Source organism: Mesorhizobium sp. AR02, assembly GCF_024746835.1.
Classification (GTDB): domain Bacteria; phylum Pseudomonadota; class Alphaproteobacteria; order Rhizobiales; family Rhizobiaceae; genus Mesorhizobium.
Genome location: NZ_CP080531.1, coordinates 6,216,959 through 6,228,450 on the forward strand (window position 1 = coordinate 6,216,959; position 11,492 = coordinate 6,228,450).

12 protein-coding genes are annotated in these 11,492 nt (G+C 61.1%); 3 read left to right on the forward strand and 9 right to left on the reverse strand.

Features of this window, described 5'->3' with window-relative positions:
- Positions 1-8: 8 nt before the first annotated feature.
- From DBIPINDM_RS34340 to DBIPINDM_RS34350, 3 genes are read right to left on the reverse strand one after another with little or no spacing between them, the layout of a single operon-like run.
- Positions 9-713 carry a cytochrome c oxidase subunit 3 gene (locus tag DBIPINDM_RS34340; protein ID WP_258583363.1) on the reverse strand — a complete coding sequence of 235 codons (705 nt, stop codon included), beginning with the start codon at positions 711-713 and terminating at the stop codon, positions 9-11.
- Complete coding sequence (gene ctaD / locus DBIPINDM_RS34345) at positions 710-2,479, reverse strand: cytochrome c oxidase subunit I (RefSeq protein ID WP_258583364.1); 1,770 nt, start codon at positions 2,477-2,479, stop codon at positions 710-712. Before ctaD ends, DBIPINDM_RS34340 begins: the two co-directional genes overlap by 4 nt.
- Positions 2,480-2,500: 21 nt before the next feature.
- Positions 2,501-3,385, reverse strand: coding sequence for a cytochrome c oxidase subunit II (locus tag DBIPINDM_RS34350; protein ID WP_258583366.1), 885 nt, complete (start codon positions 3,383-3,385; stop codon positions 2,501-2,503).
- Positions 3,386-3,447: 62 nt separating this feature from the next.
- Between DBIPINDM_RS34350 and DBIPINDM_RS34355 the strand changes: the two genes are divergently transcribed.
- A complete protein-coding gene (locus DBIPINDM_RS34355) occupies positions 3,448-3,810 on the forward strand; it encodes a hypothetical protein (RefSeq protein ID WP_258583370.1) in 363 nt (120 codons plus the stop codon).
- 20 nt (positions 3,811-3,830) lie between these two features.
- Here the strand turns inward: DBIPINDM_RS34355 and DBIPINDM_RS34360 are convergent, their stop codons facing one another.
- The 5 genes from DBIPINDM_RS34360 to DBIPINDM_RS34380 form a co-directional block, all read right to left on the reverse strand.
- Positions 3,831-5,003, reverse strand: coding sequence for an NAD(P)/FAD-dependent oxidoreductase (locus tag DBIPINDM_RS34360; protein WP_258583371.1), 1,173 nt, complete (start codon positions 5,001-5,003; stop codon positions 3,831-3,833).
- Positions 5,004-5,060: 57 nt separating this feature from the next.
- Positions 5,061-5,843 (reverse strand): ABC transporter ATP-binding protein, encoded by a 783-nt coding sequence (locus tag DBIPINDM_RS34365; RefSeq protein ID WP_258583372.1) that lies wholly within the window; start codon positions 5,841-5,843, stop codon positions 5,061-5,063.
- Positions 5,840-6,559 (reverse strand): ABC transporter permease, encoded by a 720-nt coding sequence (locus DBIPINDM_RS34370; protein ID WP_258583373.1) that lies wholly within the window; start codon positions 6,557-6,559, stop codon positions 5,840-5,842. The genes DBIPINDM_RS34365 and DBIPINDM_RS34370 overlap by 4 nt, the downstream gene beginning before the upstream one ends.
- The gene (locus DBIPINDM_RS34375; RefSeq protein WP_258583374.1) at positions 6,559-7,272 is read right to left on the reverse strand and encodes an ABC transporter permease; all 714 of its coding nucleotides are present in this window, start codon (positions 7,270-7,272) and stop codon (positions 6,559-6,561) included. Before DBIPINDM_RS34375 ends, DBIPINDM_RS34370 begins: the two co-directional genes overlap by 1 nt.
- Before the next feature lie 119 nt (positions 7,273-7,391).
- The gene (locus DBIPINDM_RS34380; protein WP_258583375.1) at positions 7,392-8,234 is read right to left on the reverse strand and encodes a transporter substrate-binding domain-containing protein; all 843 of its coding nucleotides are present in this window, start codon (positions 8,232-8,234) and stop codon (positions 7,392-7,394) included.
- A gap of 254 nt (positions 8,235-8,488) precedes the next feature.
- Here DBIPINDM_RS34380 and DBIPINDM_RS34385 point away from each other — a divergent pair, with 254 nt between their 5' ends.
- Positions 8,489-9,394, forward strand: a complete 906-nt coding sequence (locus DBIPINDM_RS34385; RefSeq protein WP_258583377.1) for a LysR substrate-binding domain-containing protein — start codon at positions 8,489-8,491, stop codon at positions 9,392-9,394.
- A gap of 14 nt (positions 9,395-9,408) precedes the next feature.
- Here DBIPINDM_RS34385 and DBIPINDM_RS34390 read toward each other — a convergent pair whose 3' ends face one another.
- A complete protein-coding gene (locus DBIPINDM_RS34390) occupies positions 9,409-10,089 on the reverse strand; it encodes a GntR family transcriptional regulator (protein WP_258583378.1) in 681 nt (226 codons plus the stop codon).
- 219 nt (positions 10,090-10,308) lie between these two features.
- Between DBIPINDM_RS34390 and DBIPINDM_RS34395 the strand changes: the two genes are divergently transcribed.
- Positions 10,309-11,436, forward strand: a complete 1,128-nt coding sequence (locus tag DBIPINDM_RS34395; protein ID WP_258583379.1) for a sugar ABC transporter substrate-binding protein — start codon at positions 10,309-10,311, stop codon at positions 11,434-11,436.
- The last annotated feature ends 56 nt before the right edge of the window (positions 11,437-11,492 follow it).

Consider the following 11,492-nt stretch of genomic DNA (forward strand, 5'->3'; position numbering starts at 1 on the left):
TGATCCCCTTAGGTCAGCAACTGCCGGCAAATGTCGATGAACGTCGCGGCCCAGCCGGCCAGCAGCGCGAAGATGGCAAGCCAGACGAAAAGCAGGAAATGCCAGTACATGGCGCATAGTTCCACGCCAAGGCGAAGCCGCTCCGGCCGTGCTCCCTTCCATGCGCTCGTGGTGGTCCTGCCCAGACCCACCAGCCCTCCCAACACGTGCAGGCCATGCATGCCGGTTATCAGGTAGAAGAAACTGTTGGCTGGATTGGAGGCCAGAAAATAGCCGTCGGCGGTCAGCTGCCGCCATGCCATGAACTGTCCGACCAGGAAGGCGAGCGCAGTCAACCCGGCGGTGGCTAGGCCGAGCCTGACGGTGTCGATCTGGCCCCTGCGCGCCGCGACCGAGGTGCATTGCAGGGCTACGCTGCTCAGGACCAGCACGCCGGTGTTGAGCCAGAGCAACCGCGGCAGGGGCAGCGCCTGCCAGTCCGACACTGCCATCCGCATGAAATAAGCGCTGGTGAAGAGCGCGAACAGGCAGCCGACGACGGCGAGGAATACACCGAGGCCGATCTTGGCGGTTGGCAGCGCTGACCGGTCGAGGCCGACAAAATCTCCGGCCACGCCTTGCTCGAGCCATGGCTTCGACATCAGCCCCTGATGTGAAAGCCACCATCCGGCAAAGCCGGCGATGACGAACAGGAAGACGATGATGACGCTCATGCCGGCTCCCTTGAGGGGCCGTAGGAGCCCGGCATGTTCTGCGGGATGAAATCCTCTTTGGCGCCCGGCACGCTGTAGTCATAGGCCCAGCGATAGACGATCGGCAGGTCCTTGCCGAAATTGCCGTGGGCCGGCGGTGTGTGCGGCGTCTGCCATTCGAGAGTCGTGGCCCGCCACGGATTGCCGCCGGCCTCGCGGCCATGGCGGATGCTCCAGATCAGATTGAACAGGAACACCATTTGGGCAAAGCCGACGATGAACGCCATAATGCTGATGAACGAGTTCAGGTGGTGGGCCGACTCCGTCATGATCGTCATGTCGGTCAGTTCAGCGTAGCGCCGCGGCACGCCCATCAGGCCGAGGTAGTGCATGGGGAAGAAGATCAGGTAGGCGCCGAGGAAGGTGACCCAGAAATGGAATCGGCCCAAGGTCTCGTTGAGCATCCGGCCCGTGACCTTCGGGTACCAATGGTAGATCGCGCCAAAAACGACGAGGATCGGGGCGACACCCATGACCATATGGAAGTGGGCGACGACGAACATCGTGTCGGACAGCGGAACATCGACGACGACATTGCCGAGGAACAGGCCGGTCAGCCCGCCGTTGACGAAGGTGACGATGAAGGCCAGGGCAAAGAGCATGGGTATGGTGAGATGGATGTCGCCGCGCCACAGGGTCAGCACCCAATTGTAGACCTTGATGGCGGTCGGAACGGCGATGATCAATGTCGTGGTGGCGAAGAAGAAGCCGAAATAGGGGTTCATGCCGCTGACATACATATGGTGCGCCCAGACCACGAAGCTCAGCGCGCCGATGCCGACGATGGCCCAGACCATCATCCGGTAGCCGAAGATGTTCTTGCGCGCATGGGTGCTGATCAGGTCGGATACGATGCCGAAGGCCGGCAGCGCCACGATGTAGACCTCGGGATGGCCGAAGAACCAGAACAGGTGCTGGAACAGGATCGGGCTGCCGCCATTGTGCGGCAGTTGCTCGCCCATCTCGGAGATCGCCGGCATAAAGAAACTGGTGCCCAGGACGCGGTCAAGCAGCATCATCACGCTGGCGACGAACAGCGCCGGAAAGGCGAGCAGCGCCATGACGGTCGCGGTGAAGATGCCCCAGACGGTCAGTGGCAGGCGCATCATTGTCATGCCGCGCGTGCGGCCCTGCAGCACCGTCACCACATAGTTCAGGCCGCCCATGGTGAAGCCGATGATGAACAGGATCAGCGAGGAGAGCATCAGGATGATGCCCCAGTCCTGGCCGCCTGGTGTACCGCTCATGATGGCTTGCGGCGGGTACAGCGTCCAGCCAGCCCCCGTCGGTCCGCCGGGCGCAAAGAAGCTCGACACCAGAACCAGCACGGCGAGCAAGTAGATCCAGTAGCTCAGCATGTTGACATAGGGAAAGACCATGTCGCGCGCGCCGACCATCAACGGGATCAGATAGTTGCCAAAGCCGCCGAGGAAGAGGGCGGTGAGCAGGTAGATCACCATGATCATGCCGTGCATAGTGATGAACTGGTAGTAGGCTTCCGGGGTGATGAAGTCGAACGTACCGGGGAAGCCGAGCTGCAGCCGCATCAGCCAGGATAGCACCAGGGCGACCAGGCCGATTGCCGTTGCTGTCGCTGAATACTGGACGGCAATGACCTTGGCGTCCTGCGAGAAGACGTATTTTGTCCACCAGCTGTGCGGATGGTAGAGTTCTACCTCCGCGACTTCGGCCGGCGGGATGCCATCTGCAGGCGTGATGTCGACCATAGGAACACCTCCGTGTCCTTCTCAGCGAGACCCGACCGTTTCGAGCCTTGCTGCAATTTTCAAACCTGACGCCAGCGTCTTGCCCAGCGCCTGGTCAGCCGAGCCCGTTTGCTTGGGTACCGACAACTGCGCGAAAGTCTGCTGCTGGCCAAGCCAGGCAACGTAGTCTTGCTGTGTGTCGACCACGACCACACCATGCATCAGAGGATGCCCTTGGCCGCAAAGTTCGGCGCACAGGACCTGAAAGGTTCCGGTCCTGGTCGGGGTGAACCAGAAATAGGTGACCGAGCCCGGGATCATGTCCATCTTGGCGCGGAATTCCGGCACATAGAAATCATGCAGCACATCGATGGAGCGGAGCAGCATCTTAACCGGTTTGCCGACCGGCAGATGCAGGTCAGCCGCTTCGACCACGACGTCGTCCTGACCATTGGGATCGCTGGCGATCACGCCCAGCGGATTGTCTGCGGTGACGTCGCGGGTGTCGGATGTGCCAAGCTTGCCGTCCTTGCCGGGCAGACGGAAACTCCACTGCCACTGTTGGCCGACGACTTCGACGTCGGTTGCATCGCTTGGGACGTGGACGAACCGGCTCCAGACGAACAGGCCGGGAACCAGCAACGCCGTAACCCCGACTGCGGTGACGATCGTCAGCCACGATTCGAGCCGCTTGTTCTCCGGTTCGTAGGCGGCGCGGTTGCCTTCCTTGTGCCGGAACCGGAACACACAGTAGGCCATGAAGAGAACGACGGCGGCGAAGACGACGCCGGTGATCCAGAAGGTGATGATGATGGTGTTGTCGATATAGGCCCAGTTCGAGGCAATCGGAGTCCACCACCATGGGCTCAGGAGGTGAAACAACACTGAGCCCACAACGATCAAAACGAGTACAAGCGCTACGGCCATGTCCCGTTCCTCCGGATATTTCGCGGTGCGCGAAGCAGGCCTGCGAAATACCAACTCGCATCATGCTCGATTTTCGGTTGAAATTCCAGAGCCGACTATTTGATGTGCAAAACGTTGCTTTTCGCCGGCCGGACGTGTGTCGGGTCTTTGCGGCAGCGCGTCACAGGAACGTTTCCGCGATGGGTTGCCATCCGGCGATGAGGCTGATGGTGCGGGAAGGCTGCGGCTTTGGCCTGACCGCCATTTCCGACAGATCATCGACCGGGGCGAGCGATGACCTTGCTTGTCTGCCGCTCGGCGACAAGAGCATTCCGCCGCTGTCCTTGATCGTCGCTCCGGAGCGGAAGTTTACCCTGACGTCGATTTTGGCAAGATGGTACTTCGAGGTGTATCTCGACGGTCTCGGACAGGGTGGCGGCCAATAGAGGCAATTGGAAGCGACGCCCTAGTTGGAATGCGGCCCATGAAACCGTCTTCCCGAAAAGACTTCGAGCGCTTGCGGCTTTTCACCGCTGACGATCCAGTCCGCGAGGTATTTGGTGAAGCCAAGGGCGATGGCGAAGCCATGGCCGGTCCAGGCAAACCCATAGATGGTGTTGTGCAAGGCAGCAGGCGTGTCGACGATCGGGATGCCATCGACCGCACAACTCTCGACGCGGGAAGCATCGACCTTCAGGAAGGCGGACTCGTCGATGAAGGGCAAGGTCGCGATGGCATCGGTCAGGCTGAGCGCTGTCGCACTGAGCGACCCCTTCCAACGGCCCTCCGGCGTATGGGCAACGCTCTGGCCGCCTGAAAGCATCAACGTGCCATCTGGGAGCTGCTTCACCGATAGCTTGCGGTGGGCATGGCCGAGAAGATGATTGATCTTTTTGCCGTGCGGATTGGTGACGAACATCATCTGCGGCATCAGGGTGATGACGGGCATGATTTCCTGCGGCTTGAGAACCGGTTTCAGCAGCGGCAGGACGCCGTTGTTGGCCAGGAGAACGAGTTTTTCCCCAACCGGCACAACTTCGCCGCTCGCCAGTCTCACCCCCGTTGCCTTCCCTTTGGTGTGGAGGATTTCGGTGACGCGCGTGCCTGTGCGCAGGCTCGCTCCGGCCTTGCGCGCCTGTTTGGCGAAGGCCAGCGTGGCGAAGGTGTGATCGCATACACCGTCATGCGGGCAGTAGATCGAGCCGATCAGATCCCCTGACGATTCCGGCTCGCGTTCCAGCGTTTCGTCACGGGTGAGAAGCCGGGAAGGAACGCCTAGCGCGTTCTGTGTCATGGCCATGGCTTCCATGGTGCCGCGCACTTCATGCTCGTGAGCGCCATGCGGGATATTGAAGAGATGAAGGCCGCCGATCCGGCGGTAGCCAACGCCGCCTTCGAACTGTTCCTGATACTTCGCCCAGAGCGGAAAGCTGACAGCTGCCATTTGCAGTTCGCGCAAGTCGCGGCTGTTTGCCCGCACGCCCCGCTCACCGGAGCCACCCGATGCGCCGGCGGCGATGCCGTCGGCCTCGAGCAACGTCACGGTCCGGCCGGCCTGCGCCAGGTTGTAGGCAAGGCTCGTACCGTAGATGCCGCCTCCGACGATCACGATTTCAGACGCGGTGGCCTGTGTGGTCATGCTGTCAGTTCCTTCTCAGATATTTGTCGTGTGTATCGCATGCGTGGGAAGGTCGGCTCACTTCAAACCGTTGCCGCCGGACAGGAATTGCCGGAAGCATTCGGACCGGCCGGCGGCGAACATGTCGTGGGAAGAGCCTTCCGCCTCGACCGCGCCCTTGTGCAGGAACACGACCTTGCTGGAGACGTCCCGGGCGAAGCCCATTTCATGGGTAACGACCAGCATCGTCCGTCCTTCCTCGGCGAGCGCCCGCATGACACGCAGGACCTCGCCGACAAGCTCCGGGTCGAGCGCCGAGGTCGGCTCGTCGAAAAGCATGACCTTCGGGCGCTGGGCCAGCGCACGGGCGATGGCCGCGCGCTGCTGCTGACCGCCGGAGAGATGGGCGGGATAATGATTGCGCTTCTCGGCAATGCCGACCTTTTCCAGAAGCGCTTCGGCTTCCGCGACACAATCGGCGCGGGGACGCTTCTGGACATGGATTGGGGCCTCGATCAGGTTTTCCAGGATCGTCATATGAGACCAGAGATTAAAGCTTTGAAACACCATGCCGATGCTCGCGCGCATCCGCTGCAACTGGTGCCTGTCGGCCGGCCGCGTCCTGCCGCCGGCAGTGGTCAGGCGGATGGTCTCTCCGCCGACTTCGATCCGCCCGCTATCGGGTGTCTCCAGCATGTTGATGCAGCGCAGCATCGTCGACTTGCCGGAACCGGAGGAGCCGAGGATGGAGACGACATGACCTTCCATCGCTTCGAGCGAGATGCCTTTGAGCACCTCGAAGGCGCCGAAGCTCTTACGCAGTTCCGTCAGGCGCACGGCCGGCTTGAGCTGGTCGGTCATAGGATTCCTCCTTGCTTGGGGGCCGCAGCCGGAGGCGGCCTTAGATCGGCGCTCAGCGCGTATTCGGCCCACTGAACGAGCCGCGTGACGGTAAAATTGAGGAAGAGATAGATCGCGGCCGCGACGATCAGGATTTCGATGGCACGGAAGGATTCGGAAATGAGCTGCGCTGCCAGGCCGGTCACCTCCATCAGGGTGATGATGGAGGCCAGCGCCGTCGATTTTATCATCAGGATGAACTCGTTGCCGTAGCCCGGCAAGGCGTGGCGCAAGGCAAGCGGGAAGACGATGCGGCGGTGGAGGGTGAAGGCCGACATGCCGCAGGCCCGCGCGGCCTCGATCTGGCCTGATGGAACCGACAGCAAGGCACCGCGAATGATTTCACTGGAATAGGCTGCGGTGTTCAAGGTCAAGGCGATGAGCGCGCACCAGTAGGGTTCGCGCAGGAGAGGCCAGAGAAAACTGGCCCGCACTGCATGGAACTGACCAAGCCCATGATAGATCAGAAAGATCTGCACCAGCAGCGGCGTGGAGCGGAAGATGAAGACGTAGAAGGACGCGGGCCAGGCGAGCAGCCGCCAACCGGACAGTCGCGCCAGGGCGAGCATGACGGCCAGAACGGCACCCAAGCCCACGGAGGATGCGGCGAGCTGCAATGTCAGCGGCACTCCCGTCAGAAGTTTCAGCAGTGTCTCGTAGAGGAACGGAATGTCCATCAGGCCCGCCTCGCGCCGAGTGCGAGCCGTCCCTCGGTCCACCGCAGAAGCCATGTCGAGAACGACGAGATGGCCAGATACAGAACGGCGGCGGCGAGGAAGAATGTGAATGGCTGGCCGGTCGATCCCGCACCAATCTGCGCCTGCCGCAGGATTTCCACGAGCCCGGTGACCGAGACCAAGGCTGATTCCTTGAGCACCAGCTGCCACACGTTGCCGAGGCCAGGCAGTGCATGCCGCAGCACCAGCGGCGCGACGATGCGGCGAAACATTGTCATACGGGACATGCCGGCGGCGATCGCCGCTTCGATCTCTCCGGGCGAGACCGCGCGATAGGCGCCGCGCATGATTTCGGCCTGATAGGCACCGGACACCAGCCCGATCGCCAGCGCTCCGGCCATGAAGCCGGGCAGACTGATGAAACCCGAAATGCCGAACAGGCCGGCCAGCGGTGTCAAAACCGCGCTTGAACCGAAATAGAAAAGATAGATGACGAGGATGTCCGGTGTGCCGCGAAGCACCGTGGTGTAGGCATCGGCGATCAACCGCGGAAGAATTCCGCCCTTGATCTTTGCCCATGCGCCGAAGCTGCCCACCAGGAGGCCGAAGGCGTAGCCGGTCAATGCCACGGCAAGCGTCATCATCGCGGCTTGAAGCAGTGCCGCTCCCCAGCCGGCTTCGCCAAATCCCAGAACGAAATCGGAAGCTGTCATTGCGGGCTGACATCCCTGAAACAAGCTGCATGGGAGGTGCGAAGTGAGCGACCCGGTGGCGGTCGCTCATCAGGTGGAGACTATCGCGGAGAGACGCGAAGCTGATCGCGCTCGTTCGTTCAGTCCTTCACGGAGATATCGACGCCGAACCATTTTTCCGTCAGCGCCTTGTTGAAACCGTCGGCGTTGACCTCGTGGATCACAGCGTTGAACTTGTCCTTCAACGCAGTGTCGCTCTTGCGAAAGGCCACGCTTGTCCCGCTGGCCAGGAGAAAAGTCGGTCCCACGAGCTCCGCCTCAGCCATGTCAGGCCGTTTCAGCGCCTCGGCGAGAACCGTGATGTTGGCCATTGTGAGATCGATTCGACCCGCCAGAAGATCGAGATTGGCTTCGTCCTGCGTCTTGTAGGATCTGACCGTGACTGCGTCCTTCAGATACTGGTCGACAAATTTACCGGCGGTCGTCGATCCCTGGATGCCGAGGACTTTTCCCTTGAGCGCCAGGTCGAGCTTTTCGACAATGTCCTTTGATCCGGGGGCTTTGTCGCGGAGATCGAATTTGTCATGCCAGGGCAGGGCTCCTGCCAAACCGCTGCCCTTCAGCGCCAGGAAAGCGTTGGGCGCGGTGGAATAGGGATCCGAAAACGCGGCCACTTTCTCCCTCTCGGGCGTTACGCCCATGGAGGCGATGATCGCATCGAATTTTCCGGCGTTCAGCGCCGGCAGCATCCCGTCCCAGTTCTGCGCAATGATTTCGCATTGCGCCTTCATGCGCTTGCACAATTCCTTGGCGAGGTCGATCTCATAGCCGGCAAGCGTGCCATCCGGCAGCGTATAGTTCCACGGCGCATAGGCGCCTTCGGTTGCGATGCGGATATGGAGCGCGTCCTGCGCCAACGCCTCACCATTTGAGTAAAGGCCAGCCAGCGATACGGCTGCCGCCAGGATGATATTTCTGATCATGCGAAGCTCCCACTCTTGTTTTTGAAACGCCCGCAGCCTCACCGCCGACGATAGGAAAAACCGATATCTTCACCCAGGCAAAAAGCGAGGATGCCGATCTTCCCTGTCGTCCGGATGCCTATGAAAGGTTGCCTCAGCGAGCTACTGAGCTTGACTAGAAAGGAATTTTCCGAAGCATTCCAATATGAAATGTTGTACGCAGCATAGGTTTTTTCTATAGGATTTGCCTATTCGGACCGCCTTGGGGATGGCTGATGAACTACAAGCAGCTTGAAGCATTCCGGGCGGTCATGGAGGCAGGAACGGTCACCGGCGCGAGCGAGCTGCTGCATATCGCCCAGCCTTCGGTCAGCGCGCATATTTCGAACCTGGAACATGCGTTGAAAATCCCGCTCTTCATTCGTCGGGCGGGACGTCTCGTTCCGACGGCGGAAGCCATGCTTCTCAACGAAGAGGTCGGGCGGATCGTCAAGGGAATGGCAAGGATACGGCGCCTGGCTGGAGATATCAGGCAACTGGAAGCCGGGCGACTGATGATCGGTGTCTATCCGGCGCTTGCCAGCATCGTCTTGCCGCGTTTCCTGAAATCATTTGCCGGGCATCATCCGAAGGCGCGCATGAGCATCTTTCCGGCGGCTTCGCTGCGGATCGCGGAATTGACGGCAAACAAGGAGATCGACATCGGCCTCGTTCAGATGCCGGTGGTGGATCCGGCAATCGCCTGCGATCTGATTTTCCAGACCGAATGCGTCTGCGTGGCGCCGCTCGACCATGCATTCGCCAATGACGGCGTGATCTTCGCAGCCCAGCTTGAAGGTCAGGAATTCATCGCGCTTGGCCGCGAGGACCGCACCCGGCAGGATATCGAGCGCGCCCTGGATGACGCTGGGGTTGCCGTCGGCTACCGTTTCGAAACACCGTTCGCCGATACGGCATGCGCGCTGGTCGCACAGGGGCTGGGCGTGTCGATCGTCGACCCGTTCTCGGCGGCTCGATGGGCAGGCAAATTGACGATACGGCCCTTCAGCCCCGATCTTCTCTGCCACATCTACATGGTCAGAAACAGGGCTCAGGTCTCGTCCATGTTGCAGCAGGCGTTCGAGCGGGAATTCCGGACCGCGCTCGAGGAGAATATGAGCGGAGGCACGCACTTATTTTAGCCGGCTTCGTAACCCTATTTCAGCAGGTCGACCAGGACATCGAAGGCAGCGTCGATGTCGGCGCGGATCGCCTGGCGGACGGCATCGGCGTCGCGGTTGCGCAGCGCCGCGTACATCGCCTGGTGGTGCTCGTTGGCGGTCGAATAGTTTCCGGAATCATGCAGCATGTTGAAATAGGGGCTGATCTGTAGCCACAAATTCTCGATGATGTTGAGGATGTTTTCGGAGCCAGCCGCCCGGTATATGGAGAAATGAAAGGCGTAGTTGGCGCGCAGATAGGATTTGACGTCTCCCGCCGCATTGGCCTGCTCGAGTGCTGCCAAATGCTGGCCGAGCTGCGCGATGCCCTGGTCGTCGATGCGCTCGGCCGCCCAGGCGGCGGCGATCGCTTCGATCTCGAAGCGGACATTCCTGAGATCGACGAGGCGCGCGCGGCTGAGTGCGGGAATTCCGATCGAGCGGCCTGAAACGACCATCAAGGCGTTGGCCGCGGTCAGCCGCCGCAACGCCTCCCTGACCGGCATCGGGCTGACTCCGAAGGCGTCGGCCAGGCTTTGCACCGTCACCATCTCGCCGGGCACGATGCTGCCGTCGAGGATCAATTCGGTGACATGGCGATAGACCCTGTCCTGCAGGGTTTCCCTGGACAGGGGCACGATCTCGACACCAGGCTTCCTGAACGCCGCTCCGGCCATCTCCTGTCAACCTTTCCGCGCAAAGGCCGCGCCACAACCCGTTCCCGGAATGCAGGGTTCCAGCTGCGGCGTCAAGCGTATGCGACCGTCGCCTTGATATAAAGCTATTTCATCATTGATCTTTGATCAAATGATGTTAGGATTATCGGCATCGGATGGCGAGGGCTACGTTTCGTGCCCTCGGGAGGCATTCGGTCGTTCGTTTCGGGAGGAATTCACATGGGTATCGGATTGAAAGTCCGGCGGCTCGCGCTGCTGGCGGGCATGGCTGCTTGCGCCTTTGGCATGTCGGGCGCCGAAGCAGCCGAAAAGCACAAGATATTTCTCAGCATGAGCTACATCGGCAATGACTGGCAGGCCGAGGCGGCAAACATGGTCAAGGCCATGGCGGCTCACAAGAGCCTTGCCGACAAGGTCGACCTGCAGGTCCAGGTCGCCGGGCCCAACGCACAACGCCAGATCCAGCAGATCAACGCCATGGTGCAAAGCGGCGCCGAGGCGATCGTCGTCTATCCGATCTCGCCGACCGCGCTCAATCAGGTCGTGAAGAATGCCTGCGACAAGGGCGTGAAGGTCTTCGCCTACGACGCCGAGATCACCGAACCTTGTGCCTACAATGTCCATATCGACCAGCTGGAAGCGGGCAGGGTAACCGCCGAATGGCTGGTGAAAAAGCTCAACGGCAAGGGCAACATCATCGCCATCACCGGTGTTCCCGGTACATCCGTCGACGATCAGCGCACAAAGGCCGCCAAGGAGGTCTTCGCCAAATATCCCGACATCAAGATTGTCGGCGAGGCTGTCGGCATGTGGAGCCAGGCGGTCGCGCGCACCGAGCTCTCCAAGATCCTCGCCACGCGCAGCTGGAACGACATCAACGGGCTGTGGATGCAGGTCGGCTGCTTCACCGCGAACTCGATGCAGCTCGAGGCCGGCAAGAAGGCCAGCGAACTCTTGCCCTGCGCCGGCGAAGGCTCCAATGGCGGCCGCATCCAGATGTTGCCTGAGGGCACCGAAGTCGAAGGGGCGGCTCCGCCCTATGCACCGGCGGGCGCGCAGCGCATTTCCTATGCCTCGCCGCCTTATTCCGGGGCGCTGGCGCTGAAACTTGCCGTCGAGGCGATCGAAGGCAAGGATGTGCCGAAGACCACGATCCTGCCGCTGCCGCTCGTCACCAATGAAACGATCAAGCTGTGCGATGAAGGCACATGGGCGGAAATGAAGGCCGGGTGCAACGTCTTCAAGCCGTCGCTGGTTTCCAACCCCGGCTGGTTCGCCTCGATCTTTTCCGACCAGACGCCCGAGATCGGCCTCAACGCCGCCCTCGTCGGACAGCCGGAAAACTGAACCTCCAAGGCAAATCGCGACGATGCGCTGACGTCTTGTCCGCGCATCGTCGATCC

Bases quoted from the DNA above. Each gene is read 5' to 3' on its own strand.
- DBIPINDM_RS34375 (WP_258583374.1), bottom strand. From the start codon at position 7,272: ATGACAGCTTCCGATTTCGTTCTGGGATTTGGCGAAGCCGGCTGGGGA.
- DBIPINDM_RS34355 (WP_258583370.1), top strand. From the start codon at position 3,448: ATGCTCGATTTTCGGTTGAAATTCCAGAGCCGACTATTTGATGTGCAA.
- DBIPINDM_RS34370 (WP_258583373.1), bottom strand. From the start codon at position 6,559: ATGGACATTCCGTTCCTCTACGAGACACTGCTGAAACTTCTGACGGGA.
- DBIPINDM_RS34350 (WP_258583366.1), bottom strand. From the start codon at position 3,385: ATGGCCGTAGCGCTTGTACTCGTTTTGATCGTTGTGGGCTCAGTGTTG.
- DBIPINDM_RS34360 (WP_258583371.1), bottom strand. From the start codon at position 5,003: ATGACCACACAGGCCACCGCGTCTGAAATCGTGATCGTCGGAGGCGGC.
- ctaD (WP_258583364.1), bottom strand. From the start codon at position 2,479: ATGGTCGACATCACGCCTGCAGATGGCATCCCGCCGGCCGAAGTCGCG.
- DBIPINDM_RS34385 (WP_258583377.1), top strand. From the start codon at position 8,489: ATGAACTACAAGCAGCTTGAAGCATTCCGGGCGGTCATGGAGGCAGGA.
- DBIPINDM_RS34390 (WP_258583378.1), bottom strand. From the start codon at position 10,089: ATGGCCGGAGCGGCGTTCAGGAAGCCTGGTGTCGAGATCGTGCCCCTG.
- DBIPINDM_RS34365 (WP_258583372.1), bottom strand. From the start codon at position 5,843: ATGACCGACCAGCTCAAGCCGGCCGTGCGCCTGACGGAACTGCGTAAG.
- DBIPINDM_RS34380 (WP_258583375.1), bottom strand. From the start codon at position 8,234: ATGATCAGAAATATCATCCTGGCGGCAGCCGTATCGCTGGCTGGCCTT.
- DBIPINDM_RS34395 (WP_258583379.1), top strand. From the start codon at position 10,309: ATGGGTATCGGATTGAAAGTCCGGCGGCTCGCGCTGCTGGCGGGCATG.
- DBIPINDM_RS34340 (WP_258583363.1), bottom strand. From the start codon at position 713: ATGAGCGTCATCATCGTCTTCCTGTTCGTCATCGCCGGCTTTGCCGGA.